Annotated in this window: 22 protein-coding genes and 3 pseudogenes; 19 read left to right on the forward strand and 6 right to left on the reverse strand. The window is 65.1% G+C overall.

Annotated features, from left to right (window positions below):
• Positions 1-158 precede the first annotated feature (158 nt).
• The 12 genes and pseudogenes from GFY24_RS30875 to GFY24_RS30925 all read left to right on the forward strand — a co-directional run.
• Positions 159-1,592, forward strand: a complete 1,434-nt coding sequence (locus tag GFY24_RS30875) for an aromatic ring-hydroxylating dioxygenase subunit alpha (RefSeq protein WP_153808643.1) — start codon at positions 159-161, stop codon at positions 1,590-1,592.
• Positions 1,589-2,176, forward strand: coding sequence for a 3-phenylpropionate/cinnamic acid dioxygenase subunit beta (locus GFY24_RS30880; protein ID WP_153808644.1), 588 nt, complete (start codon positions 1,589-1,591; stop codon positions 2,174-2,176). Before GFY24_RS30875 ends, GFY24_RS30880 begins: the two co-directional genes overlap by 4 nt.
• Complete coding sequence (locus GFY24_RS30885) at positions 2,173-2,481, forward strand: hypothetical protein (RefSeq protein ID WP_153808645.1); 309 nt, start codon at positions 2,173-2,175, stop codon at positions 2,479-2,481. Before GFY24_RS30880 ends, GFY24_RS30885 begins: the two co-directional genes overlap by 4 nt.
• Positions 2,478-3,260 (forward strand): 3-(cis-5,6-dihydroxycyclohexa-1,3-dien-1-yl)propanoate dehydrogenase, encoded by a 783-nt coding sequence (hcaB, locus tag GFY24_RS30890; RefSeq protein ID WP_153808646.1) that lies wholly within the window; start codon positions 2,478-2,480, stop codon positions 3,258-3,260. Before GFY24_RS30885 ends, hcaB begins: the two co-directional genes overlap by 4 nt.
• A gap of 39 nt (positions 3,261-3,299) precedes the next feature.
• Positions 3,300-3,497 (forward strand): ferredoxin, encoded by a 198-nt coding sequence (locus GFY24_RS30895; RefSeq protein WP_153808647.1) that lies wholly within the window; start codon positions 3,300-3,302, stop codon positions 3,495-3,497.
• Positions 3,494-4,687, forward strand: coding sequence for an FAD-dependent oxidoreductase (locus GFY24_RS30900; protein WP_309231544.1), 1,194 nt, complete (start codon positions 3,494-3,496; stop codon positions 4,685-4,687). The genes GFY24_RS30895 and GFY24_RS30900 overlap by 4 nt, the downstream gene beginning before the upstream one ends.
• Entirely contained in the window at positions 4,684-5,436 is a 753-nt protein-coding gene (locus GFY24_RS30905) for a class II aldolase/adducin family protein (protein ID WP_309231545.1), read from the forward strand. Before GFY24_RS30900 ends, GFY24_RS30905 begins: the two co-directional genes overlap by 4 nt.
• Positions 5,433-6,197, forward strand: a complete 765-nt coding sequence (locus GFY24_RS30910; RefSeq protein ID WP_153808649.1) for an SDR family NAD(P)-dependent oxidoreductase — start codon at positions 5,433-5,435, stop codon at positions 6,195-6,197. The genes GFY24_RS30905 and GFY24_RS30910 overlap by 4 nt, the downstream gene beginning before the upstream one ends.
• Positions 6,198-6,253: 56 nt before the next feature.
• Positions 6,254-7,066 (forward strand): annotated as a pseudogene (locus tag GFY24_RS30915) (CoA transferase subunit A).
• Complete coding sequence (locus GFY24_RS30920) at positions 7,063-7,809, forward strand: CoA-transferase subunit beta (protein ID WP_153808650.1); 747 nt, start codon at positions 7,063-7,065, stop codon at positions 7,807-7,809. The pseudogene GFY24_RS30915 and the gene GFY24_RS30920 overlap by 4 nt, the downstream one beginning before the upstream one ends.
• A pseudogene (locus GFY24_RS43860) lies at positions 7,806-7,862 on the forward strand (hypothetical protein); the annotation flags it as partial. The gene GFY24_RS30920 and the pseudogene GFY24_RS43860, both read left to right, overlap by 4 nt.
• A 32-nt stretch (positions 7,863-7,894) precedes the next feature.
• Positions 7,895-8,029 (forward strand): annotated as a pseudogene (locus tag GFY24_RS30925) (protocatechuate 3,4-dioxygenase subunit beta); the annotation flags it as partial.
• Positions 8,030-8,073: 44 nt separating this feature from the next.
• Here the strand turns inward: GFY24_RS30925 and GFY24_RS30930 are convergent.
• From GFY24_RS30930 to GFY24_RS30945, 4 genes are all read right to left on the reverse strand, one after another.
• Positions 8,074-9,375: a family 1 glycosylhydrolase gene (locus GFY24_RS30930; RefSeq protein WP_153808651.1), complete on the reverse strand. Its 1,302-nt coding sequence runs from the start codon at positions 9,373-9,375 to the stop codon at positions 8,074-8,076.
• Between the two features lie 131 nt (positions 9,376-9,506).
• Positions 9,507-10,661, reverse strand: coding sequence for a serine hydrolase (locus GFY24_RS30935; protein WP_228566810.1), 1,155 nt, complete (start codon positions 10,659-10,661; stop codon positions 9,507-9,509).
• Positions 10,662-10,732: 71 nt separating this feature from the next.
• The gene (locus GFY24_RS30940; protein WP_309231546.1) at positions 10,733-12,052 is read right to left on the reverse strand and encodes a DUF2786 domain-containing protein; all 1,320 of its coding nucleotides are present in this window, start codon (positions 12,050-12,052) and stop codon (positions 10,733-10,735) included.
• A gap of 569 nt (positions 12,053-12,621) precedes the next feature.
• A complete protein-coding gene (locus tag GFY24_RS30945; RefSeq protein ID WP_309231547.1) occupies positions 12,622-13,416 on the reverse strand; it encodes a maleylpyruvate isomerase family mycothiol-dependent enzyme in 795 nt (264 codons plus the stop codon).
• Between the two features lie 173 nt (positions 13,417-13,589).
• Here GFY24_RS30945 and GFY24_RS30950 point away from each other — a divergent pair, with 173 nt between their 5' ends.
• The 6 genes from GFY24_RS30950 to GFY24_RS30975 all read left to right on the forward strand — a co-directional run bounded on the left by GFY24_RS30950 (position 13,590) and on the right by GFY24_RS30975 (position 19,651).
• Positions 13,590-13,811, forward strand: coding sequence for a heavy metal-associated domain-containing protein (locus GFY24_RS30950; RefSeq protein ID WP_153808652.1), 222 nt, complete (start codon positions 13,590-13,592; stop codon positions 13,809-13,811).
• A gap of 56 nt (positions 13,812-13,867) precedes the next feature.
• The gene (locus GFY24_RS30955) at positions 13,868-15,142 is read left to right on the forward strand and encodes an MFS transporter (protein WP_153808653.1); all 1,275 of its coding nucleotides are present in this window, start codon (positions 13,868-13,870) and stop codon (positions 15,140-15,142) included.
• Positions 15,143-15,394: 252 nt separating this feature from the next.
• Positions 15,395-16,759 (forward strand): glutamine synthetase family protein, encoded by a 1,365-nt coding sequence (locus GFY24_RS30960; RefSeq protein WP_153808654.1) that lies wholly within the window; start codon positions 15,395-15,397, stop codon positions 16,757-16,759.
• Positions 16,740-17,516 (forward strand): gamma-glutamyl-gamma-aminobutyrate hydrolase family protein, encoded by a 777-nt coding sequence (locus tag GFY24_RS30965; RefSeq protein WP_309231548.1) that lies wholly within the window; start codon positions 16,740-16,742, stop codon positions 17,514-17,516. The genes GFY24_RS30960 and GFY24_RS30965 overlap by 20 nt, the downstream gene beginning before the upstream one ends.
• Entirely contained in the window at positions 17,513-18,877 is a 1,365-nt protein-coding gene (locus GFY24_RS30970; protein WP_309231549.1) for an aldehyde dehydrogenase family protein, read from the forward strand. The genes GFY24_RS30965 and GFY24_RS30970 overlap by 4 nt, the downstream gene beginning before the upstream one ends.
• A 9-nt stretch (positions 18,878-18,886) precedes the next feature.
• On the forward strand, positions 18,887-19,651 hold the full coding sequence (locus tag GFY24_RS30975) for a 3-oxoacyl-ACP reductase (RefSeq protein ID WP_153808655.1): 765 nt from the start codon (positions 18,887-18,889) through the stop codon (positions 19,649-19,651).
• Positions 19,652-19,653: 2 nt separating this feature from the next.
• Here GFY24_RS30975 and GFY24_RS30980 read toward each other — a convergent pair whose 3' ends face one another.
• Positions 19,654-21,204: an amino acid permease gene (locus GFY24_RS30980; protein WP_228566811.1), complete on the reverse strand. Its 1,551-nt coding sequence runs from the start codon at positions 21,202-21,204 to the stop codon at positions 19,654-19,656.
• 205 nt (positions 21,205-21,409) lie between these two features.
• Between GFY24_RS30980 and GFY24_RS30985 the strand changes: the two genes are divergently transcribed.
• On the forward strand, positions 21,410-24,259 hold the full coding sequence (locus GFY24_RS30985; protein WP_153808657.1) for a hypothetical protein: 2,850 nt from the start codon (positions 21,410-21,412) through the stop codon (positions 24,257-24,259).
• A gap of 39 nt (positions 24,260-24,298) precedes the next feature.
• Here GFY24_RS30985 and GFY24_RS30990 read toward each other — a convergent pair whose 3' ends face one another.
• Positions 24,299-25,387 (reverse strand): NAD(P)-dependent alcohol dehydrogenase, encoded by a 1,089-nt coding sequence (locus tag GFY24_RS30990; RefSeq protein WP_153808658.1) that lies wholly within the window; start codon positions 25,385-25,387, stop codon positions 24,299-24,301.
• Positions 25,388-25,480 lie beyond the last annotated feature (93 nt).

The following is a 25,480-nucleotide window of genomic DNA, read 5'->3' on the forward strand; positions in this document are numbered from 1 at the left end:
GGGTGTGTGCGGGTCTGGAGAGCCAGATCACAATGGCCATGGCTTTCTTTCTAGCAGAAGATATCTCTGCTTCATAGAGGGAAAAGGGTTGACGGTTCCCGCCGCACGTTGCAGAATCGATTTCTGTAAGCCAGAAAATTCTTTCGGAGTGGGGTTTCATGCGCGATCCGGACGATGTCCTCGCCAATGTCCGGCGAGGCCTCCTACCAGCCCATATCTACAGCGACGCGGAAATCTTCCGAGCGGAGAAGGAGCGACTGTTCAGCCGGGCGTGGACCTTCCTCGCCCATGAGACCGAGGTGCCGCAGGCCGGTGACTACGTCGTCCGGCGGGTACTCGACAACTCGTTCATCGTCAGCCGTGACCAGTCCGGCCGAATCCACGCGATGTTCAATATGTGCCTGCACCGGGGTATGCAGGTGTGCCGCGCGGAGCAGGGCAATGCCTCGCACTTCCGCTGCCCGTACCACGGCTGGTCGTATCGCAATGACGGCCGCCTCGCCGGACTGCCGTTCCATCAGGAGGCGTACGGCGGCGATGCCGGTTTCGTGCGTACCGGGCAGCGGCTGTTGCCCGCGCCGCGCCTGGCCACCTACAACGGCCTGATCTTCATCTCGATGGATCCCGACGCGCCGTCGCTGGAGGATTTCCTCGGCGACTTCAAGTTCTATCTCGACTTCTACACCAACCAAAGCGCCAGTGGCGCAGAGGTTCTCGGGCCGCAGCGATGGCGAATCAAGGCCAACTGGAAGATCGGCGCGGAGAACTTCGCCGGGGACATGTACCACACCCCGCAGACGCATACGAGCGTCGTGGAGATCGGGCTGTTCCGGGAGCCGAAGGCCGAAAAGCGCAAGGACGGAACCACTTACTGGGCGGGCAAGGGTGGTGGCACCACCTACAAGCTGCCGCCGGGAAGTTTCGAGGAGCGGCTGGAGTACGTCGGCTATCCGAGCGAGATGGTCGCGCGGATGAAAGAGCAGTGGTCCCAGGAACAACAGGATGTCATCGGCCGGGACGGCTTCATGATCTCGGCGGCCTCGGTCTTCCCGAACCTCAGCCTGGTGCACAACTGGCCGCGGGTCGCCGATTCCGAGGATGTGCTGCCGTTCATCTCACTGCGGCAGTGGCAGCCGATCAGCGAGAACGAGACCGAGGTGCTGTCCTGGTTCGTTGTCGACAAGGAGGCGCCCGAGGAGTTCAAGAAGCTCTCGTACAAGGCGTATCTCATGTGCTTCGGCAGCAGTGGCATGTTCGAACAGGACGATGTCGAGAACTGGGTTTCGCTGACCAAGACGGCGGGCGGAAGTATGGCGCGCCGCGTACTTCTCAACGGCCGCATGGGAATTCTGCACGACGGCACCCCCGTGACACCCCCGCTCACCGCCGACCAGTGGGCCGGACCGGGTGTGTCCCATGTCGGATACGGCGAGTACAACCAGCGGCATCTGCTCGATGAGTGGGCGGATCACCTCGAGATGGAGCCGCCCGCCGTCGCCCCGACCGCGATCGGTGTTCCGGCCGATACCGGCGAATCTTGCGGCGAGACAGGCGATGTGTGCGACGAGGCACCTGCGGAGGGGCAGTCATGACCACCTATATTCCGATCAGCTCGGCTCAGTCGCCCTTGGGTCAGGACGCCTCGACCACCGAATCGGTCGGGCCGTCGCTGGCGTTCGACGACCCGCGGCACCTGATAGCGCATCGCTGGCTGGTGGAGGAGGCGTACCTGCTCGATCGCCAGGACTACACGGCCTGGCTGGACGCGCTCACCGAAGATATCCACTACTTCATGCCGATCAAGGTGACCACGGCGATGGGGTCCGGCTACGACACCGCCAGGCGCATGGCGCATTTCGACGAGGACAAGTACTCGCTCAGTCGCCGGGTCGCGCGGTTCCATACCGAGCACGCCTGGACCGAGGATCCGCCGTCGCGAATCCGCCACCACCTGTCCAACATTCGCACCTTCGCGACACCGAACGAGCAGGAATTGATCGTCGAATCCGCGGTGCTGCTGTTCCGCAGCCGCGGCGATGTCTCGGAACCGGCACTGCTGTCGGCCGGACGCAGTGATCTGCTCCGCCGCGAGGGTGACACCTGGCGGCTGGCGCGCCGCCATATCAGCGCGGACGAATCAGTACTCCGGACCCAGAATCTGGCGATCTTCCTATGAAACTGGTATGGGAGGGCGAGGAGGAGGATGCCCGGGCGGCAGCTCGATCCGCCGCGGAGCTGGAATCCCTGCTGGCGGGCCGGGAGGGTGAATCCATTGTGCTCGCCAATGAATTCGCCGAGGTCCGGGTGAGCAGGGTGGTCACGCGCAATGGTGCGCGGCTGCTGATCGAATCGCCGCGATCGGGTCAGTGGGTGACCCTGGATCCGCTCGAACTGGAGGCGCTCACCTGGCAGAGCACCGCCACCTTCACCGCCATGGTCGGGAAGCCGTTCGGATCGCTCATTCAGGAGGACGAGCGATGAGCGGCTGGCTCGACGGCAAACGCGCCCTGGTCGTGGGTGCCGGATCCGGTATCGGACGCGGTGTGCTCGACGCGTTCCGGGCCGAGGGCGCGCGGGTGGGCGCGCTGGAAATCGACGAACACAAATGCGAGGCCCTGGCCGCGGAGAGCGATGACATCGTGGTCGTCGCCGGTGATGCCACCACGGCGGAGGCGAACTCGCGTGCCGTGGCGGCGGTGGTCGAGCGGTTCGGCGGCCTCGACGTATTGATCAACTGCGTGGGCATTTTCGACTTCTACCGGCCGCTCGCCGAGATCGATGCCGAACATCTCGACGCCGCCTTCGACGAGATGTTCTCCGCCAATGTGAAATCGCACCTGCACAGCGTCAAGGCCGCGATTCCGGCTCTGCGCGAGAGCGGCGGCAATATCGTGCTGACCGAATCGACTTCGGCGTACTACCCGGGCCGAGGCGGAACCCTTTATGTCGCATCGAAATTCGCGGTGCGCGGGCTGGTCACCACGCTGGGTTATGAGCTGGCCCCGGAGATCCGGGTGAACGGTGTCGCGCCCGGCGGAACCCTGAATACCGATCTGCGCGGTCTCTCGACCTTCGGGCTGACCGATCGCCGACTCGACGGTCCGGATCGGGCCACGGAGTTGGCCGCCCGCAATCCGCTCGGGGTCGCGCTCTCGGGTACCGATCACGCCTGGAGCTATGTCTTCCTGGCTTCGGACCGGGCCCGGGGTATCTCGGGTCGCGTCGTGCACTCCGACGGTGGGATGGGAATCAAAGTCTGACGGTCGAGAAGTCGATCGATTCAATCCAGGAGAGCTGAAATGGCCTTTCTCAAAGCGGATTTGGCCGCGTGCCAGGGGTACGCGAACTGTGTCGTGGGCGCGGATGACGTCTTCGACCTCGATGACGCGGGGGTCGTGGTGTTGCTGACGGCGGAGGTCGCCGAAGCCGACCGGGCCCGCGTCGAGGCCGCCGTGCGCAGCTGCCCGGTCTCGGCCTTACGGCTGGAGGATCAGTGAGCGGCGTGGTGATCGCCGGCGGCTCGGTCGCGGGCGTGTACACCGCGCGCGCACTGCGCCGCCACGGTTATGCCGGGCGCGTGCGGGTGGTCGAGGCCGAGGCCGAACTGCCGTATGACAAACCGCCGCTGTCGAAAACCTCACTCGCACAGGACCCCCGAGTGCCGCTGCTCACCGAATCCGAGGTGGCGGATCTCGGTATCGAACTACTTTTGGGGCGGCGAGTTACCGAATTGTCCACTGCCGCTTCGACAGTCACCCTCGACAACGCCGCCGAGCTTCAGTACGACGAGCTGGTGATCGCGACCGGAGCCGCCGCCCGGCCCGCACCGTGGTCTTGCCCAGGTGTGCATGTGCTGCGGTCCCTGGCCGATGCGCGCGGGCTGCGCGCCGACCTCGCGGCCGCACGCCACCTGCTGGTCATCGGGGCCGGATTCATCGGCGCAGAGGTCGCTTCGCTGGCCCGCAGCACCGGGATCGCGGTCACGCTGGTCGACGAAGCCGCCGTGCCGATGGCGCGGGTGGTGGGTGCCGCGCTGGGTGAACGCCTGGCCGAGCTGCATCGAATGAACAGCGTGGACACCAGGTTCGGGGTTCGCGTGAATAGCCTTGCGCGGCACGATAACCGGTTGCACGCCGAGTTGTCGGACGGATCCGTGGTCGAGGCCGACACTGCCGTCGTCGGTATCGGGGCTCGCCTCGATCTCGACTGGCTGGAGTTCGCGGGACTGCCCGTCGGAAACGGCGTCGAATGCGACGAGTACGGCCGCGCAAAGGGTTTCGACAAGATTCACGCGGTCGGCGATATCGCGGGCTGGTACCAGCCGCGGCTGGGCCGGGCGGCGCGCATCGAACACTGGACGAACGCGGTGGAACAGGCCGACCACGTCGCGCAGAATATCGCCCGCCCTGACAACCGTGTCCCGTACGACCCGGTGCCCTATGTGTGGAGCGACCAGTACGACTGGCGGATCCAGCTCATCGGCACCCGCGACCTCGACCACTCCCCGCACATTATCGAGCAGGCCGATCCGTTCCGCTTGGCTGCCGTCTGGCGCGACGACCTCGACCGCGTCACGGGTGGGATGACGGTGAATTGGCCGCAGGCCTCGGTTCGGTTGCGGCAGGGGATTTCCCGGGGCGTCCCGGCCTCCGAGGTCGGCGCGCAACTGATCGGAGCGTCGAAGTGAACAAGGACGAATTGGATCGCCGCCGCGAAGAGGTGGCCCTGGGTTGCCGCGTGCTGGCGGCCCGCGAATTGGCTCCTGGCATTCTGGGCCACATCAGTCTCAGGGTCGACGAATCACATCTGCTGATCCGCTGTCGCGGACCGCACGAGCGGGGGTTGGCGTACACCACCGCGCGGGATATCCGCCTGGTCGATCTGTCCGGCCTTCCCGGCGCGGCGGGCGAGTTGGACGATTACTCCGTCCCGTACGAATTGCCTTTGCACACCAGGGTTTTGGTGCGACGGCCCGAAGTGACGTGTGTCGTGCACGCCCACCCGCGCGATGTCGTCGCCGCCGACCTGGCGGGTCTGCCGATCCTGCCGATCGTGGGCGCGTACGACATTCCCGGGGCCGCGCTCGCCCACGGTGGTGTTCCGGTCTTCCCGCGGGCCGCACTGATCTGCACCCCCGCCCTGGGTGACGCCGTGGCCGATTCGCTCGGCGACCGCCCCCTGGTCATCATGCGCGGGCACGGCCTCACTTCCACGGGAAGTGGTGTGGCGGAGGCGGTTCTGCGCGCGATCTCGGTCGATGCCATTGCCTCGATCTCGCTCTCGGTGGCCTCGGCGGGCGGCACGGTGCGGTCGATCAGCGCCGAGGATCTCGCCGAACTCCCAGATCTGGGCGCCGGACTCAATCTGGCCGTCGCCTGGCGTCATGAACTCGCTCGCCTCGGCGATTCGAACCAGCCCAAGCAGGAGTCGAAATGACCTCAGTCCTAGACCGTTTCGCCCTGACGGGCCGGGTCGCGATCGTTACCGGCGCATCGTCGGGGCTCGGAGTCGCGTTCGCGCGCGGGCTGGCGGAGGCGGGCGCGGATGTGGTGCTCGCCGCCCGCCGCGTCGACCGGTTGGACGAGACCCGCAGACTGGTGGAGGAGACCGGGCGCTCGGCGCTGGTGGTGGCCACAGATGTTGCGCGACAGGGTGATTGCCAAGCGCTGGTCGATGCGGCGATGGCGCGGTTCGGCCGGGTGGATCTGCTGGTCAACAATGCCGGTATCGGTACCGCGGTGCCCGCCCTGCAGGAGACCGTCGAGCAGTTCGAGCAGGTTATCGACGTGAACCTGTATGGCTGCTACTGGATGGCGCAGGCGTGTGCGGCGGTGATGCGGCCGGGCAGCAGCATTGTCAATATCTCCAGCATCCTCGGGCTGACCACCGCCGGGCTACCGCAGGCCGCGTATGCGGCGAGCAAGGCCGGTCTGCTCGGTTTGACCCGAGACCTGGCCCAGCAGTGGAGCGGTCGACTCGGGATCCGGGTGAATGCCCTCGCCCCCGGCTTCTTCGATTCGGAGATGACGGCCCAGTACAAGCCGGGCTACCTCGACCGGCAACTGTCGCGGATCCCCGAGGGCCGGTTGGGTGATCCCGCCGAACTCACTGCGGCACTGGTGTTTCTGGCCAGTCCGGCCGCCGGTTATGTGACCGGCCAAACCCTCGCGGTCGACGGTGGCCTGACCATCGCCTGATCCGCGAACCGCTGTACAAGTTCGAACAAGGAGTGATTGTGGCAAGGATTGTGTCCTTGGCAGAGGCGGTTTCCGAGCTCGTCGACGACGGGGACACCATCGCGCTGGAGGGTTTCACCCATTTGATTCCGGTGGCCGCCGGGCAGGAGATCATTCGGCAGCGCCGACGCGACCTGACCTTGGTGCGAATGACCCCGGACATCGTGTACGACCAGATGATCGGCGCGGGTTGCGCACGGAAACTGGTCTTCTCGTGGGGCGGGAATCCCGGTGTGGGCTCACTGCATCGGTTTCGGGACGCGGTGGTGAACTCGTAGCCGGCCGCGCTGGAGATCGAGGAGCACAGCCACGCGGGTATGGCGAACCGCTATGTCGCGGGTGCGTCCGGTCTGCCGTTCGCGGTGCTGCGCGGCTATGTCGGCACGGATCTGCCCCGGGTGACCCCGACCATCAAGCAGATCACCTGTCCTTTCACCGGTGAGGAATTGGCCGCGGTTCCGGCGCTCAATCCGGATGTGACCATCATTCATGCCCAGCGGGCCGACCGGCACGGCAATGTCCAGCTGTGGGGTCTGCTCGGGGTGCAGAAGGAAGCGGTCCTGGCCGCCGATACGAGCTTGGTGACGGTGGAGGAAATCGTCGACGAGCTGACCCCGGTGCCCGGCGCGATCGTGTTGCCCGCCTGGGCGGTGACCTTGGTCGCGGAGGTGCCCGGCGGCGCACACCCTTCGTATGCGCAGGGCTATTCCGAACGCGACAACGACTACTACAGCGCCTGGGATGCGATCGGTAGCGACCGCGAAACCTTCCAGCGCTGGCTGGGCGATCACATCTTCGCCGGCACCCCCACGATCGGAGACCAATCATGAGCTACACCTCCGACGAGATGATGACGGTCGCGGCCGCCCGCGCGCTGAGTGCCGGGAAGCGCTGCTTCGTCGGCATCGGATTACCTTCCACCGCAGCGAATCTGGCGCGCCGCACAATCGACGAGAACATCGTGCTGGTCTACGAGTCCGGGACGCTGGGGTCCAAGCCGGATCGGCTGCCCGCGTCGATCGGCGACGGAATCCTCGCCGAGACAGCGGATGCGGTGATCAGCGTGCCCGAGGTCTTCAATTACTGGCTGCAACCCGGCCGGATCGATATCGGTTTTCTCGGTGCGGCGCAGATCGACAAGTACGCAAATATCAATACGACCGTGATCGGCGACGACTACCACCATCCGGCGGTGCGCCTGCCCGGAGCCGGTGGTGCGCCGGAGATCGCGGCGTCCTGCGGTGAGGTTTTCGTGATCGTGCGCCAGTCGCGGCGTTCGTTTGTCGAGCAGGTCGATTTCATCACCTCGTTCGGGCATGGCAGGGGGCGGGCCGAGCGCACCAAACTCGGGGTGCGCGGCCGGGGGCCGACGCTGGTGATCACCGATCTCGGTGTCCTGCAACCGGATCCATCGGGTGAGCTGGTGCTCACCGCCGTTCATCCGGGTATCGAGGTCGAGCAGGTGCGTGCGGCGACGGGCTGGGATTTGCAGGTCGCGGTCGATCTGCGAACCAGTCTCGCCCCGACCGATACGGAATTGGCGGCGCTGCGGGCGCTGAAGGCGGCCTCATGACAACGCACGGTTTCCGGCGTGATCCGCCGGGCACACATCCGCCGCTGGACGCTCCCGAGTACAAGTCCACGGCGCTGCGCCATCATTCACCACCGTCAAGCGGGGTGCGTATCCGTGGCGCAATCACCACAATGCGTGGCGGCCCGCGCACATTCACTTCTCGCTGTTCGGATTGTCGTTCACCCAGCGGCTGGTGACGCAGATGTATTTCCCGGACGATGCCAATTCGGTAGTGGCGGAGGGGTATTCGCCGATCGGGAATGGTCAGCGCCCCGGTACGGCGACCGGGTTGAGGCAGCTCGAGGGCAGGTCCTGGATGGAGCACAGGGCCGGGGCGCGGGTGGGCAGGTACCCCGTGGGGACGCCACCCGCGCCGGTGATGTCGCGGTAGGTGTCCACCGCGGCGGTGGGGTGGCGGGCGAGTCCGGGGTCGGTGGTGACGTCCACGGTGTAGAGGCCGAAACGTGGTGCGTAGCTGCCCCATTCGTAGTTGTCGGTGATGCTCCAGTAGTTGTAGCCGATGACGTTCATCCCGTCCGCCTTGGCGCGTTGCAGCCAGTAGACGGTGTCGCGCAGATTGTCCGGGCGGGTCATACCGTCGGTGGTGGGTGAGCCATTGTCGGTGGGCATACCGTTCTCGACAATGTAGAGCGGCCGGCCCGGGAATTTCTGTGCGTACCTGCGGAGCACGTAATAGATGCCCTCGGGCTCCAGAATGAGGCTCGACGGTTGATTGGTCAGTAGCGCAGCCAGATTCGGTGGCTTGGACAGGGATCCGCCGTAGTAGTAATCGATTCCTACGTAGTCGAGTTTATCGGCGATTCGATCGACGAAGGACGCATCGGATTGGGCCGCGCCGATTGCCGAGTAGCCGATATTGCTGGTGACCATCGCATTGGGCTGCCGGGCATGAATGTGGTCGAAGATGACTCGGTGTGCGGTGACCATCCGATCGAGCATGGCCGGCCCGTCGAGTGCGCCGATATCGCCGATCCGTTGTTCCTGTGCCACATAGGCGAGCGGTTCATTGAAGGTGACCCACAGCGGATCGGACCCCGTGTAGCGGTCCACCACGGCGCGCGCGTTCGTGAGCCAATCTTCGACCATGCCCGGATTGCGCCAGCCACCGCGATCGACCGCCCAGCCCGGGAATACCCAGTGATCGAGGGTGATCATCGGGCGCATTCCGGCCGCGCGTATCCGCGCAATCAGGTTGTCGTAGAATGAGAAATCCCATTCACCCGGATTCGGCTGTACCCGTGCCCATTCCACGCTGATCCGGTAGACGCCGACACCGAGGTCGGCCGCGTTCTGGATATCCTCACCGTAGCGATGCAGAAAGTCGACCGAATTGCGGTAATCCTCGGCTCGGCCGGAGGCGGCGTAGCGGCTCCAATTGCTGTCCGGCGCAGCGCCTTCGCTCTGAAAACCGGAGCTGGACACACCCCACAGAAAATTTCCGCCCACCGCGGGTAACCCCGGATCGGCAGTGGCCCGCGGCGTGATGACCGCGCACAAGGCGGCCAGAACAATGCCGGCCAGCGCGAATGGTGCACGTTGTCCCATTGCATCGAGATTACCTACAGGAGAGCCGATTTCGGGGCGTACCGATCAGATCGATCGAATACTGCCCCGAAGTGCAGCCTGCCCGAACGTCTTCCAGGTGCGCAAACGCGCTTCCCGACCGTTCGCGAAAGCTATTCGCAGATCGCCGTGTCGAAGGCGTGTTGCACGGCTGCGGTGGCCGCCGGGTCCACGGCGCGGAGGTTTGCCAGCACGGTTACCGCGCGGCCGTCGGAGGTGATGCCGTCGTGGGTGCGGAAGCCGGGGATGGAACCGCCGTGGCCCCAGACCTCTTTGCCGCAGGGGACGGTCAGGCGGGCCAGACCCAGGGCGTAGTCCATCCCGGCGGGACGGTTGGTCAGCGGTTTGGGGTTGCGTTGCATTTCGGCCAATTGGGCCGGTTGGAGGAGCTTTTCGAAAAGCAGGGCGGTGAAGAAGCGGTTCAGGTCGGTGCCGGTGGAGACCAGGGCACCGGCAGCGCCTGCCCAGGAGGTATCGAGTTGGGTGACGTCGACGGGTTTGCCCTCGACGATTTCGTAGCCGGCGGAGTGCGGGTTTCGGAGGTCGATTTCGCCTGCCGCGGGGAGGTAGGTGGATTGCAGGCCAAGGGGTTCGATAACCCGGCGGGTGACTTCCTCGGCGAAGAGGTGGCCGGTCAGTCGTTCCACCAGCATTCCGACAATGAGGTAGTTGGTATTGCTGTATTCGGCCTTCTCCCCCGGTGGAAAATGTGCGGGGCCACTGGCGAGTGCGGCACGGATCAGCTCGGCGGAGTCGAAATGTTGAGTGCGCAGGGTGTCGTAATCGCCGTCGAGTTGCGGTAATTCGAGGTATTCGGGTAGACCGCTGGTGTGCTGCATGAGATTTCGCACGGTAATGTGATTTCCGTCGATACCGTTGCCTTGAACTACGCCCGGCAGGTATCGCTCGATCGGTGCGTCGAGTTCCACTTTTCCTTCGGCCACCAATTGCATCATCACTGTGGCGACGAAGGCCTTGGTATTGCTGCCGACTCGAACCTTGGCATTATCGGGGAATGCGGCTTCGGTCGCGATATCGGCCACTCCGGCTGAGGCGGTCCAGGTTTGCCCGTGTTCGGTGACGACCACCTGCACCCCGGGTGTGCCGGCCGCGACCGCCGCGTCCAGCGCACGCCGCACCTCGGTGCGGGCACTGTCGGAGAGTGGTTGCGGCGCAGCCGAATCCGCTCCGGAGCCGCATGCGGTGAGTGCGCACGCCAGCGCCACGCCGCTCACTACGATTCGCCGGACCCTCAGCATCGAAGTCATACCTGCAGGCTCACACGAACCGGCGGCGGCGCGCATCGCTCGCAGGTCCCACAGGAACCCCGAGAATTCCCTTACTTGTCGAGGGTGCGGCGCGCGTCGAGCCGGGCGCGGTCGGCGGCGGCGCGCCCGGCATCCCAGCCTTCGGCGCTGCGAATGGTGATGCCGCGGCTGCGGGATTGCGGGAAGAGGGTTTCGAAGGCGTTGTCCACCGCGAGTTGATGGGAGGCCAGCACTGGCAGGAGGCGTTCCGGGGCAGCGGATTGCGCGATGGTTGCCGCGGTGGCGGCGGCGAGGCGTTCACCGATGCGGGTGGCGTAGGCCACCAGAAACGCTTTTCGGAAGGTGCGGGCGTCGGTGCGGGTCTCGTTATTGTCGATGCCGATCATTGCCCGGGTGGCTTGGACGAGCAGCGAGGTGGACAGCACTTCCACCGCGTCGAGGTCGGCGTCATCGCCGACGATCGTGACAAATCCCCAGTCCGACATGAAGATCGCGCGGCTGCGATTGGCATTGGCGACCGCGTCGATCAGCAGCGCTTTGGCATCGGTATACGGCGTATCGAGCCAAATTCGGCGGGCACCCGGCAGATCGACGGCGGAGGTATCGGCATCGACCAACACCCGATCAACCGCATATTTGGTCATCAACTCCTGTGCCTTGGCCGAAAGTGCCTCCGCCTCTTCGGGAAAGGACGTCGATTCGGCCTTGGCGAGCAACCCTCGCACACGACCGAGCACCTTCTCGTCGACATGATGCGGCACATCGGATTGCGGTCTCGCGGTGCCCGGCAACGGCCTGATCAATTCCATTTTCGGCAGCAGAAGGAGCAGCGCCAGTGCTTCGACAACGGCGGTCATCGCCTCCTCGGCGGTCAACATATGCTTCGCCGCCCACTGCGAAATATGCGTCGCCGACTCCGACCACCACACGTCCGCCCCCAATTCCCCGAACTGCGCATGCCAGGTCTCGTGAACGGTGCCGGCCGCGAATGGCCGCACATAGCCGGCGATCACATCGATCAGAAATCCGGAGACGAACGCATCAGTCCGCCGCTGCGCCGCCTGAGCGATATCCGCAGGCAGCCAGCCATACTCAAATGCCCTACCAATAATGCGCTGACCAGCCAATTGCGTGCCATACCCCACTTCGCCGGTCAGCGCTCCAGCACCAGCAAACAGCACACCGAACCGTTTGGCGATCCCCGAATCACCCCGCGCTGTCTTACCCCCCACCCCGCCCTGCGCCGATTGCATGGCAGCGGCCATAATCGCATTCCCGATCTCCCCCGCACTGGGTTCCCGATCCACCGGAACCCCCTGCGCCACCCACAAATCAGCGTCACTCTGCGACACCCGCTTGGCCGCACGATGTTTACGATTCGCCTTACCCACGACTACCGCGCATCCCATCACCATTGCCTGTCACAATCACCGACAATATTTCACCACGCCCAGATGCCCTCATCCGGCCGGTCAACCGCCCCCCAGGAGACGAATTCCTTCGCGTCGCCCGGGAATAGCCGGGGCCTTTCGCAGCCGAATACCCTGCGCCACAGCACGTTCCGGCGGCGTTCAAGACAAGAGTCAACCCCCACCCAAGACTTGGTCAAGCGATCACCGGGAACTGAGCGTTGGATTTGGCTCGAAATCCAACGCTCAGTTCCCGGTGATCGCCTGTCCAGTTTCATATCTGCGTGTCGCGCGGGTGTTTCGGGGTCTTTGTCTCGAGAAGGTTCCCACGGCCATCGGGCCAGGCTGGGAGGCGAGAGGGCGGCTCCCAAAGGGGGAGCGAAAGTCGGGTACGGCAGGCGAGGTTCCCACTCCGAAGAATCTTGGCCTTCCTCCGAACCCCGCTGAGGCTCAGGGTAATCCGCCCAACTCTGCTACGAAGGCCCCGGGTACAACCCTTCCTGGCCGAATGTCCTCCCTGAGCGCAGGCCGCAGAGCTTGTACGCACGTGCTCAGAGAACTGTGCGCTGGAGCCAGTGGGTGAGGATGTCGCGGTCGCCGGTGATGTCCAGGCGGGTGGTGTCGGCGGGGATTCGGCGCAGCATAGTGAGGTAGAGGTCGACGGCGGATCCGTGGATGGTGATGGTGCCGGGGGTGGGGTCGTGATTCCATTCGATCGTGTCGCCGGCGGGGCGAATCGTCCAGTCGCGGGGGTGTGCGCGGGTGGCGTCGGTGGCGTGCAGGGTGAGAATCTCACCGCCGGGGAGGGGCGCCGTCAAGTTGCCCGGTACGGATCGGGCGGTGAAAACCAGTGCGGTCTGCAGGATTTCGAGTGATTCGGAGAGTCCGTCGGCGGCCAGTTCGGGTGCCATTGTCACGTCGTGGCCCAGTGCGAGTGCGGCGTCCGCACCGTGTGCGGTTGCCTCGTGCAGGCGTCGGCGAATCCACCAGCGGGCGGGGAGCATCGGTCCGATCGGTGTCCAGATCGGGACTTCGGTGCCGGTGGTGTCGACCGCGTCCAACACTGTTCGGGCGGTGTGGCGAAGCCATTCATCGGCTTGCTCGGGGTCGGCCGGTGGCATGCGGTGCGGGGTGTTTTCGCGGCTGAGTCGTGTTGTGGCACGGTCGGTGATCATTGTCGCGGCCCAATGATGGCCGCCGCCGAGGTGGATGAGCAGATCGGCCAGGGTCCAACCGGGGCAGGTCGGGATCGGTGTGTGCGGGTCGGAACCACGGACCAGATCGGCCAGCCGCTCGGTTTGGTCGAGTAGAGCCTTGCGCTGCGCTTCAAGATCGAGGACTGCCACGAGATCGACGGTAGTCCAGCGGAATTGGCCCGGGTAGGCGTGTGCCGAGTCGGAGGACCAACACGCACATGATCTAGATCACGTTGATACCCCTAGGGGGTATGGGTTTATAGTCGGTCGCGGCGGAGGTACCGCCTCGACGGGAAAGCCCGTGGGACGCAAGGAGAACGGCCATGAGCAACAGCACGGATATCAGTACGTACACGCTTTCGGGTGTGACCTGTGGTGGTTGCGTCGGCAAGGTCGAGGCCGCGATCGGGAAACTCTCCGGCATCGACGGCGTTCAGATCGAGCTCGCCACCGGCCGGATGAGTGTTATCGGGGCGGGCGGGGCCGACGGCGCATTGATTCAGACCACCATCGAGAAGCTCGGCTACCGGGTAGCCGAAGGCTGAATTCGTGTCCGCGCCACCGGGATTCGCCCGATGGCGCGGATCGGAGGGACCGTCCGATGTTCACCTCACTACTGCGGCACCGCGACTACCTGCGACTGTTCACCGCTCAGGTGTCGGCACTGTTCGGCACCGGATTGACCACCGTCGCACTGGGATTGCTCGCCTATGAGCTCGCCGGGTCCGAGGCGGCCGCCGTGCTGGGCACCGCGCTCACCATCAAAATGCTGGTCTATGTGACGGTCGCGCCGATTGTGGGCGCCTACGCCGATCGCCTCCCGCGCCGGACCTTCCTGTTCGGGCTCAATGTGATTCGCGGCGCGGTGGTGCTGGCGCTGCCGTTCATCGACCAGATCTGGCAGATCTACATACTGATCGCCGTGCTGCAGACCGCGTCGGCGGCCTTCACCCCCACCTATCAGGCGGTCATCCCCGATATCCTGCCCGATGAGCGCGATTACACCCGCGCACTATCGGCCGCACAACTGGCCGCGACCATGGAGACCCTGCTGAGCCCCATGCTGGCCGCGGCGGCACTGCTGGTGATCAGCTTCCACTGGCTGTTCGTCGGCACCGCAATCGGATTCGCGTTCTCGGCCGTACTGGTGCTCACCACTCGAATCCCGGATGCGGGCGCGACCAGCCAGGCCGATTTCCGGGACCGGATCACCGTCGGCCTGCGTATCTTCGCCGTGACCCCACGACTGCGCGGACTCCTCGGCTTGAATCTCGTTGTAGCGGCGGCCGGTTCGGTCATCATGGTCAATACCGTCAACTATGTCCGCGATACCCTCGGCGGCACCCAGACCGGTGTGGCAATGCTGTTGGCCGCCAATGGTTTCGGCACCATGCTCATCGCGCTGTCACTCCCCCGGCTGCTGGATCGAGTCGATGCCCGTCCGGTCATGCTGACCGGCGCGGCGACTCTGATCACCGGACTCGTCACCGCCATCGCCCTCTCGACCGCCGACTCCGGCGAATGGCGTTGGGCCGCAGCAATAGTGGTGTGGGCGCTGGTGGGCGCGGGCACCGCCGCCATCCTCACCCCGACCGGGCAGCTGCTGCGCCGCTCGGCAGCACCCGCCGATCGTCCCGCCCTCTTCGCGGCGCAGTTCTCCCTGTCACACCTGGCCTGGCTGCTCACCTACCCGATCACCGGATGGCTGACCACCACCGCCGGGTTCACCACCACCTGGGTAATCTTGGCCGTGATTGCCGCCATGGGCCTTACCACGGCCGCGCGCCTGTGGCCCCGGCACGACGCCGAGGTAATCGACGCGGCATACCGCTTCGGACCCGCCACAGAGGCGCCCCGACTCACCCTGGCCGGGTAGTCACAGGGCCTCCGAACAGCGATTATCAAGCGAAGTTGAGCCTCCTCGATCGGGTACTGCGCTCGGATTCCATCCGAGTGGCGCTGGTCAGCGGTGCGACGGGCAGCCGGAAGTCGGTCACACTGGCGGATTGGATCGAGCGCCGCGTCCGGCCCGGCGCTCCCCGACGCTCCCTGATCTCCTTGCGGATTCGGGCACGGTGTGGCACCGCTTCGCTTAGCGTGGGGCAGTTGATGTCGAGAGGGGTCACGGATGCGAGCCGGAATGCTGAGTGTTGCGGAGCTGGTGGGGCAGGTCGAGGCGGGCGCGATCGACACCGTACTGGTGGCCATGACCGATATGCAGGGGAGATTACAGGGAAAGCGTTGTTCGGCACGGTATTTCGTGGAGGAGGTGCTCGATCACGCCACCGAGGCATGTGACTATCTGCTCGCCGTGGATGTGGAGATGACCACGGTCGACGGGTACGCCATGTCCTCCTGGGAGACCGGGTACGGGGATTTCGTGCTGCGGCCGGATCTGACCACCCTGCGGCTGGTCCCGTGGTGGCCGGGGACCGCGCTGGTGCTCTGCGATGTGGAGCAGGTGGATTCGGGCGGGAAGCCGGTGGTGGCATCGCCGCGGCAGGTGCTGCGGGCACAGCTGGACCGGCTGGCCGAGCACGGATTGCGCGCCTATGTCGGCACCGAGCTCGAATTCCTGGTCTTCGACGATAGTTACGAGTCGGCGTTCCGCGGCGGCTATCGGGATCTGACGCCCGCGAACCAGTACAACGTCGACTACTCCATGCTCGGCACGGCCCGGATCGAACCGCTGCTGCGGCGTATTCGCAATGAAATGTCCGGGGCCGGAATGTATGTCGAGTCGGCCAAGGGCGAGTGCAATCCCGGACAGCATGAGATCGCCTTCAAGTACGACGAGGCGTTGATCACCTGCGACAACCACACCATCTACAAGACCGGGGCCAAGGAGATCGCCGCGCAGGAGGGCCGCAGCCTCACGTTCATGGCGAAATACAATGAGCGTGAGGGGAATTCGTGCCATATCCACCTCAGCCTGCGGGATGAGGCAGGTAATCCGGTGTTCGCCGGCGCGGAGGCGGATGGCGGCTCGCCACTGATGCGGCACTTCCTGGCCGGGCAATTGGATTGCCTGCGCGAGTTCACCTACCTGCTCGCGCCTAATATCAACTCGTACAAGCGTTTTCAGGCGGGTAGTTTCGCGCCGACGGCGGTCGCGTGGGGCCGGGACAATCGGACCTGTTCACTGCGCGTGGTCGGGCACGGGCCGTCACTGCGATTCGAGAATCGGGTGCCGGGCGGGGACGTGAATCCGTATCTCGCCGTGGCGGCTTCGATCGCCGCCGGATTGTATGGACTCGAACAGCGGCTGCCCCTGGAACCGGAATTCCACGGTAATGCCTACCGGTCGCAGCGGCCGCGGGTTCCGCATACGCTGCGGGATGCGGCGCGGCTGTTCGGTGAGAGCAAGGTCGCGCAGCGGGCGTTCGGTGAGGACGTGGTGCGGCACTATCGCAATGCGGCGCAGGTCGAACTCGACGCCTATGACGCGGCGGTGACCGATTGGGAGCGGGTGCGTGGTTTCGAACGACTCTGAGAGTGCGAGCGGCCCCGAGGTTTCGGCGAGCTCCTTACCGGCCAGGCGGCCACTGATCGGGCTGCCCACCTATTCCGAGCGCACCCGCTTCGGGCACTGGGAGGTCGACGCCGCGGTGCTCGCGCGCACGTATGTGGATATGACCGAGCGCGCGGGTGGTATCCCGGTTCTGTTGCCGCCCACCGGAATCGCGCGACCGGAGCTGATCGAGCGGCTCGACGGCCTGGTGCTGACCGGCGGCGCGGATATCGATCCGTCCCGATACGCCGCCGAGCCGGACCCCGCGACCCTGGGCATCCGGCCGGACCGGGACGAATCCGAGTTCGGGCTGTTCGAACTCGCACGGGCCGCGAAGATGCCCGTGCTCGCGATCTGCCGCGGATTGCAATTGGTGAACGTCGCGATGGGCGGCACTCTGCTGCAGCATCTTCCGGATGCGCTCGGGCATACCGATCATGCCCGCACCCCCGGGGCATTCGGGGTCACGACCGTCCGAACCACGGCGGGCAGCCGGGTGGCGGCCATCGCGGGCCAGGAGGTGAAGGTGCACTGTCACCATCATCAGGCGATCGATGCGCTGGCCCCCGGGCTCACCGCGTCCGCGCACGCCCCCGACGGCACCATCGAGGCGGCCGAGTCGGACGGCTCGTTCCTGGTCGGCGTGCAATGGCATCCGGAGGAGAACCCGGCCGATGACCGCCTCATGCGGGCATTGGTGGAACAGGCCGCACAATTCGGAAGGGAGCGCACTCGGTGACAACGACCCAGGTCATCAATCCCGCGACCGAAAAGGTCGTGGCCACAGTGGAATTGGCCGATCTCGTCGCGACGGACGCGGCCATCGAACGAGCCCGGCAGGCGCTGCCGGGCTGGCGCGCGATAGCACCCGGTGACCGCGCGCGAATGCTGCGCCGGTTCGCCGAGGCCGTCGACGCCGATCTGGAGAACCTCGCGCAGCTCGAGGTGCGCAATGCGGGCCACACCATCGGCAACGCACGCTGGGAGGCGGGCAATGTGCGCGATGTGCTGCACTACAGCGCCGGACTGCCGGAACGCCTGCTGGGCAATCAGATTCCGGTCGCGGGCGGGGTGGATATCACCTTTCACGAACCGCTCGGTGTCGTCGGGATCATCGTGCCGTGGAACTTCCCCATGCCGATCGCGGCGTGGGGTTTCGGCCCCGCGCTCGCGGCGGGGAATACCGTGGTGCTCAAACCGGCGGAGCTGACGCCTTTGACGGCTATCCGGCTCGGTGAGCTCGCTCTTCAGTCCGGCTTGCCGGAGAACGTCTTTCAGGTGATTCCGGGTAAGGGTTCGGTGGTGGGCGCGCGGTTCGTCACCCATCCGGCGGTGCGCAAGGTGGTCTTCACCGGCTCCACCGAGGTGGGGCGCGGCATTATGGCCGGCTGCGCCGAGCAGGTGAAGCGGGTCACCCTCGAATTGGGCGGTAAGAGCGCCAATATCGTATTCGCCGATTCGGATGTGGAGAAGGCCGCCGCCACAGCGCCTTACGGTGTCTTCGACAATGCCGGGCAGGACTGCTGCGCGCGGTCGCGAATTCTGGTGCAGCGCAATGTTTTCGACCGATTCCTGGAGCTGCTGGAACCGGCCGTACAGGGCGTGCGGGTCGGCGATCCGGCCGATACGGCGACCGAGATGGGACCGCTCATCTCGGCGGCGCATCGCGAGCGAGTGGCCGGATTCCTGGAGCCCTCGACCAAGGTGGCATTCACCGGAGCACGCCCCGACGGCCCCGGATTCTGGTTCCCGCCAACGGTTGTGCTGCCCTCGACCCCGCACGACCGGATTCTTACCGAGGAGGTGTTCGGTCCGGTGGTGGCCGTGCTGCCGTTCGATGATGAGGCCGATGCGCTGCGCATTGCCAATGACTCCGAATACGGCCTGTCCGGCTCCATCTGGACCTCCGATATCGGCCGGGCGCTGCGGGTCGCACGCGGTGTCGAGGCCGGGAACCTGTCGGTGAATTCGCACTCATCCGTGCGGTATTGGACGCCCTTCGGCGGTTTCAAACAGTCCGGCTTGGGTCGCGAACTCGGGCCGGACGCCGCGCGCGCCTTCACCGAGACCAAGAACGTCTTCATCGCCACCGACAATTAAGGAGATACCTTGCAGCGCTTACAGGATCGAGTCGCGGTCGTCACCGGCGGCGGCAGTGGTATCGGGCTCGCCACCGCCAAGCGTTTCGCCCAGGAGGGCGCGAAAGTCGTTGTCGCCGATATCGATGCCACCTCCGGTGAGGCCGCGGCGGCCGCGGTCGGCGGACTCTATGTGAAGGTCGATGTCACCGACGAGGGGCAGGTACAGGCGCTCTTCCGGACCGCGGTGGATACCTACGGTGGTCTCGATATCGCGTTCAACAACGCGGGAATCTCACCGCCCGAGGATGATTCGATTCTCACCACCGGGCTGGACGCCTGGCGGCGGGTGCAGGAGGTCAATCTGACCTCGGTGTATCTGTGCAGCAAGTACGCGATCCAGCACATGCTGGAGCGCGGTAAGGGCTCGGTGATCAATACCGCGTCCTTCGTCGCGGTCATGGGCGCGGCGACCTCGCAGATCTCCTACACCGCCTCCAAGGGTGGCGTGCTGTCGATGAGCCGCGAGCTCGGAGTTCAGTTCGCCCGCAATGGAATCCGGGTCAACGCACTGTGCCCCGGACCGGTGAATACCCCGTTGCTGCAGGAGTTGTTCGCCAAGGATCCCGAGCGTGCCGCACGGCGACTGGTGCATATTCCGGCCGGTCGATTCGCCGAGCCGGAGGAGATCGCCGCTGCCGTGGCATTTCTCGCCAGCGACGACTCCTCCTTCATTACCGCCTCGCAGTTCCTGGTCGACGGCGGAATCTCCGGGGCGTACGTGACCCCGCTGTGAAGTCAGGCGCCGACGGGGGTTTCGGCTCCCGGCGGCTCCGCCACAGTGCGCTTCGGCCCGGTGAACCAGCGCCGGGCCGACGCGAACCACCAGATGGCGATCGCGCCCACCACGCCCACCAAGGCGATCGGCGCGTAATTCACCGCATTCCAGGTGAATTCGGCGTTCCACGGGTAGCCGCGATCATCCATGGGCAGGATGAACAGCAGGCTGATGAAGACGATCCAGATCAGCGCGATCACGCCGATCGGCTTGTACCAGCGCCCGAGTTGCCAAGGGCCGGTATGGAATCGGCTGCCATTGAGCAGCCGCAGCAGAATCGGAATGCCGTAGGCGATATAGAGGCCGATGGTGGCGACCGAGGTAGCGGCGGCATACGCGGTGGGGGCGTTCGCGGCGGGCACCAGCATCGACGGAATCAGCAGGATGAACGCGAAGACCGACACGAACAGCACCGCGTTCACCGGGACCTTGCGCGTCGACAGCTTCGACCACAGCGCCGAAGCCGGCACCGCGCCGTCGCGGGAGAAGGCGAACAGCATGCGCGATGCCGCGGTGACAGAGGCGTAGCCGCAGAACAATTGGGCGATGGCGGCAATGATCAGCAACAGCCCGGACCAGAACGAATTGAGCGAGTTCTCCAGGATGTAGATCACCGGATAACCGCTGTTCTTGGTCGGATCGAGGGCGTCATCGAGGTTCGGGATCGCGAAGGTCACCGCCATGATCAGCAGATATCCGGCGACCGCCGAGACGATAATGGTGTTGATAATCCCCTTCGCCGCCATCCGCGAGGCATCGTGTGTCTCCTCCGACATATGCGCCGAGGCGTCATACCCGGTGAAGGTGTACTGCGCGTGCAGCAATCCGAGCAGGAAGCTGAAGGTCACCCCGCCGAATCCGACCGCGGAGTTGTCGACGGTCTGGGTGAAGACGAACCCCACGCTCTGATGGTGTTCCGCGCCGATCCCGAGCACCAGCACGAAGATCGCGACGCCACCCACATGCCACCAGGCGGAAATATTATTGATGACCGCGGACAGATGCGGGCCGATGGCATTGAGCACCGCGTGCAGTATCAGGATGGCGGCGAACACCAAAAAGATTGCGGTGCGGTCGGTTCCGATGTCCAGCCCGATCACATTGAGCACCACGGTGGTGAAAATCGCTGCGCCGTAATCGATTGCGGCGGTCACCGCGATCTGCCCGATCAGATTGAACCAGCCGGTGAACCACCCCCAGATCGGCCCGCCCAACTCCGCGGCCCACCAGTACAACCCGCCGGAAGTCGGGTACGCCGAGGCCAATTCGGCCATGGCCAGCCCCACGAACAACACCATGAGCGAGACCAGCGGCCACCCCCAAGCCATGGTGATCGGCCCGCCATTGGCCAATCCGATCCCATAGCTCGCGAGCCCACCGGTCAGGATCGACACAATCGTGAAACTGATGGCGAAGTTCGAAAACCCCGACCACGACCGCGCCAGTTCCTGCTTATAACCGAGCTCGGCTAACCGTCGTTCATCATCGGATTGGCGCTGGATCTCGCTCATATATAACTCCCGAGTGAAAACGCCGCCCGCACACGGCGTCTGCCAGGAGCTCAGTGTGAAGTAGAGATGTGTCGCCCGCAGCCCAATGCGTAAATCGGTGGTTACCAATTCCATTGCGGCATATCGGCATTCCCGACCCGGTACAGTCCCGTTGACACGCACAGGAGTGAGTCACCGCTGTTTCCGCCCGGGGAGGGGCTGACCTATGCCGAATGCAACGATCGATCTCGGCAAGCTGTACGGACTGCTACGCACACTCGTGGTGCCGGACGAGCGGCCGCGGGTACTGCCGACCCTGCTCCGCCGCCGGCGGCCACTACCCCGGCCGATGATCTGTCTGGTCACCGAGGATCTCAGGACAACCTCACCACTCCCGAATGTGAACGGCTGGCTCGGAACCGGGCATGGGCGCACTGTTCCGCGCGGCCTGGCCGACGTCAAGGTCATTGCCGAGGACACGACCGGCGCGGGCGTGTACGAACTCGACGGCGAGCAGGCCAAACTTCCCTACCTGCGAGTCCTCAATAAGCTGGCGAACGACATCTCCTCCTACGGCACCGCGATGGGCCCGATTCGATTCCCGCGCTATCGAGTCGCCGACTGGATCACCCGCCAGCACCTGCCGGACACCCAAGCCGATATCGCGGCCGACGAACTGCGACGGCGGCTGCCGCGACTGCTGCGGGGCAATTCGCTGGTGCCGCCGATCGGTCCGGTGAGTGGGCTACTCGGCGGGGTTGTCGAAAAGTTCGCCGCCGCCCTGCTGTCATTGTGGCCGGTGCTGCGGCTCTGGATGTTCATCGGCGGCGTAGTGCCCGGATTCTCCAGCGAGAGCCGATGGTTCATGCACCAGCGGTACATGGCGCCGGAATTGTCGGACAACTTCCTGGCTTTCGCGACCCGCCTGACCGAACCGCATCGGGAGCGCGAGAATGCCGAGCAGGTGGCGAAGCTGCTGGTGCACGCGTTCCTCGCGGACCTGCGTGCCGCTTACCGGCGCCGGATCTGGCGCCCCTCCAGCTGGCGGCGCACCGCGTATCCGATCGCGCTCATCGAGAATCTCACCGAGGACAGCGCGGGCGCCGACCTACTGCGCTGGGTCACCGAAATCCGCAATGAGACCGGACTTTTCGATCCGTTGGTGATCATCGCGCGGCTCGACTACAAACCGTTCGGCAAAGAGACCTACGACCTCGACGCCCTCGACATCCAACCGCCGCGCATGCCATTGGATGAGCTCGGCCGCGATTACGGCCTGCCCGGATCCACTGATCCGCTGCGACGCTGGCAATTCGAGATCGAGAACATGCGCCGGAACCGCTGGGCGTACGCCTGGCTGCTGTTGTTCCATATCGAGGGTCCACCGCGGCAGTTCACCGGCATCGATCCGCACCTGGCCCGACCGCCCGCGCCACCGCTCGCGGCCAGGAAATGGTTTGTACTGCTGGCGGTTCTGATTCCGCTCTCCGCCCTGCTCACCGCCGCGGTGATCACCGTGCCCGCCCTACGAAATGTGCCTTGCGCCGAGTGGCCGTGGACGAAGGACATCGCGGTACAGGAGCATGCCGGCGAATGTCTCGGCTACAGCGACAATGCCAAGCGCGTCTTCTCCGGTGATGCCGCCCTCACCGCAATGCAGCGGGAAGTGTTCGAGCAGAACGGACTTGCCAAACAAAAGCACGCCGCCGATGAGCGACGGGAGCTGATCTCGCTCGTCTATTTCGCCGGCCTCACCTACAGCGACAGCACCAGATACCCACGCGGGGTGGTCGAGGAGTTGGCCGGTCTCGCGCTGGAACAGCGCAGACTCAATTCTCAACAGGATTCCTCACTGCCACTGGTGCGCATCATTGTCGCCAATGGCGGTGTCGCCATGAAGCAGTCCGCCTGGGTTGTCGACCATATGCTGGCGAAGCTGCTCCGCGACGATCCGGGAGTACTCGGGGTCATCGGACTGGACCGCAGCACGAAGGTAACGCTCGACGCGGTGACCAAGCTCGGCCGACTGGGAGTCCCGATGGTCGCGACCACCCTGTCGGCCGATCAACTACCCGATGCCTCGAAGCTGTATCTACAGGAGGTACCGGCGAATCGAAGCCAAGCTCAGCTGATCGCGGATTATGTCCAGGGCGCGCGCGTTCCGCGCGATAAGCCCGAGACCGGGCAGCGGATCTACAATCGCGTGCGGATCTACTACCCGGACGATCCCAATGACATCTATGTCAATTCGCTGGTGGAGGATCTGCGTCAGGAACTCGCCACCCGGCGAATCGACGCGGACAGGGTGACTTGGTCAGACCAGACAATGCTGTCGAATACGCAATCACCATGCCAGACAGACACTTTCGATCGTCATACGCTGCTGTTCTTCGCCGGCCGCAACGAAGATTTCGGCGCGTTCGGCCGAGCCGTCACCAAAGGGTGCCAGTCCGACAATCTGCCCGAGATCCTCGGTGGCGACACCGTGACCCGGCTCATCGCCGATCCCAACGCGACCAACGGATTACCGGCGAATCTGACCGTTCGCTATGTCGCCAAGGGCGCCCGGGTCATCCTGAGCGGGCGCACCTGTATGGAGGGCGGCGCGAATGTGGGCAACGAAGTTCAGTCGGTGGAATTCCTGGGCTTCTGCACCCAAATCAAACGTCTCAGCGTAAATCCGGCGGTGCCCGACCTCGAACAGACCTACAAACCATTGTGGCCGGGAGACCGTACCGGGCTGGCGTACGACGCGGTCGGAATGTTCGAAGCCGCAGTGCAGCGGGCGCTGCTACTGCGCCCGAATCATCACGGTGAAGCACTCGACCGGATCGCGGTCGCTCTGGCGCTGCGACAGAGTTTCAAGGGAGTCACCGGCGACCTCACCTTCTCGTCGAGTTCGCAGGTGGTCGCCGGGAGCGCCATGGGAATTCTGGTGACCGCCGGCATCGAGCAACTCGGCGAACAGCGCTGCCTACTGATGTTTCCGCGTTCGAGCGAGGCGAGTGGCCGCGGTGCCGACGGCTGTCCCGCCGGCACCCACAGCGATACCGAGGACTGGGCCGCCGATCATTGATCCGATTCGGCGGCCCAGTTTCCCGCTGCCCGGTTCTGCTCAGAGAACCAGGATCGGTTTGATGGTGGCTCCGGTGTGGGCGTCGTGCATGGCGGTATTGATTTCGTCGAACGGGTATTGGCGGGAGATGCGCTCGATCGGGAACTTGCCCGCGCGATGCCATTCGATCAGTTGGGGGATGAATTCCTGTGGGTCGCAAGTACCTTCGATGCAACCGCGGACGGCTTTGCCATTGCCGGTGAGGTGGCCGATTTCGAAATCCATCGACGCCTCGCCCAGGCCGACCAGCACCAGGGTGCCGCGGGGGGCGAGCGCGAGTAGGGCGTTGGCGATCACCGCATTGACGGCGGTGGTGTCGAGGGCGAAGTTCGCACCACCTCCGGTGGCGGCCTGGACCTGGGCGACGACATCCTCGGCGGCACCGTCGATCACCGTGGACGCACCGAGTTCCTTCGCCACAGCGAGCCTTTCGGCGGAGAGGTCGACGGCGACCACATTCTCCACGCCCAGCGCGCGGGCGGCCATCAGCGCGGACATGCCGACACCACCGGCGCCGAAGATGACGATCGACTCGTGCGGCTGCGGGCGCATCACATTGGCGACCGCACCCGCCCCGGTCTGCACGCCGCAACCGAACGGTGCGCTCGCGACCAGATCCACCTCGTCGTCGACCACGACCACGCTGCGCCGCGACACCAGCACATGCGTCGCGAAACTCGACTGCCCGAAGAACGCGCCCATCACCCGGTCACCACCCTGGCTCAGCGGTGAGGTGAAATCCGCCCGCCCGCCGGAGGTGTTCAGCATGACGAAGTTCTCGCAGTACGACGGTGTGCCCGTGGTGCACAGACGGCATTCGCCACAGCTGTTGTAGGTCAACAGCACATGATCGCCGATCTTGACATCGGTGACCTCGGAGCCGATCGCCTCGACAATGCCCGCGCCCTCATGCCCCAGCACGATGGGAAGTTCGGCCGGAAAGACGCTCTTGGTGACCAGATCCGTATGGCAGACACCGGACGCGACAATGCGCACCACGACCTCATGCGCGCGCGGCTCCTCCAGCGTGATGGCTTCGAGCGCGAGTGGCGCCTGCGCTCCGCGCGCGACCGCCGCAGTGATGTCCATCCGGACAGCTCCTTCCCAAGTTCGGCGCGGGGAGTCCCACACCGATCCCCCAGCACCCTATGGCCCGGCAGCCCACAAATCTAGAACGTGTTT

It is taken from the genome of Nocardia sp. SYP-A9097 (assembly GCF_009649815.1).
GTDB lineage: Bacteria > Actinomycetota > Actinomycetes > Mycobacteriales > Mycobacteriaceae > Nocardia.

What these genes read in the sequence shown, in the direction of transcription:
- GFY24_RS30875 (WP_153808643.1), top strand. Translation starts at nt 159, where the DNA reads ATGCGCGATCCGGACGATGTCCTCGCCAATGTCCGGCGAGGCCTCCTA.
- hcaB (WP_153808646.1), top strand. Translation starts at nt 2,478, where the DNA reads ATGAGCGGCTGGCTCGACGGCAAACGCGCCCTGGTCGTGGGTGCCGGA.
- GFY24_RS30920 (WP_153808650.1), top strand. Translation starts at nt 7,063, where the DNA reads ATGAGCTACACCTCCGACGAGATGATGACGGTCGCGGCCGCCCGCGCG.
- GFY24_RS30935 (WP_228566810.1), bottom strand. Translation starts at nt 10,661, where the DNA reads ATGACTTCGATGCTGAGGGTCCGGCGAATCGTAGTGAGCGGCGTGGCG.
- GFY24_RS30980 (WP_228566811.1), bottom strand. Translation starts at nt 21,204, where the DNA reads ATGAGCGAGATCCAGCGCCAATCCGATGATGAACGACGGTTAGCCGAG.
- GFY24_RS30950 (WP_153808652.1), top strand. Translation starts at nt 13,590, where the DNA reads ATGAGCAACAGCACGGATATCAGTACGTACACGCTTTCGGGTGTGACC.
- GFY24_RS30895 (WP_153808647.1), top strand. Translation starts at nt 3,300, where the DNA reads ATGGCCTTTCTCAAAGCGGATTTGGCCGCGTGCCAGGGGTACGCGAAC.
- GFY24_RS30885 (WP_153808645.1), top strand. Translation starts at nt 2,173, where the DNA reads ATGAAACTGGTATGGGAGGGCGAGGAGGAGGATGCCCGGGCGGCAGCT.
- GFY24_RS30880 (WP_153808644.1), top strand. Translation starts at nt 1,589, where the DNA reads ATGACCACCTATATTCCGATCAGCTCGGCTCAGTCGCCCTTGGGTCAG.
- GFY24_RS30985 (WP_153808657.1), top strand. Translation starts at nt 21,410, where the DNA reads ATGCCGAATGCAACGATCGATCTCGGCAAGCTGTACGGACTGCTACGC.
- GFY24_RS30990 (WP_153808658.1), bottom strand. Translation starts at nt 25,387, where the DNA reads ATGGACATCACTGCGGCGGTCGCGCGCGGAGCGCAGGCGCCACTCGCG.
- GFY24_RS30955 (WP_153808653.1), top strand. Translation starts at nt 13,868, where the DNA reads ATGTTCACCTCACTACTGCGGCACCGCGACTACCTGCGACTGTTCACC.
- GFY24_RS30960 (WP_153808654.1), top strand. Translation starts at nt 15,395, where the DNA reads ATGCGAGCCGGAATGCTGAGTGTTGCGGAGCTGGTGGGGCAGGTCGAG.
- GFY24_RS30930 (WP_153808651.1), bottom strand. Translation starts at nt 9,375, where the DNA reads ATGGGACAACGTGCACCATTCGCGCTGGCCGGCATTGTTCTGGCCGCC.
- GFY24_RS30910 (WP_153808649.1), top strand. Translation starts at nt 5,433, where the DNA reads ATGACCTCAGTCCTAGACCGTTTCGCCCTGACGGGCCGGGTCGCGATC.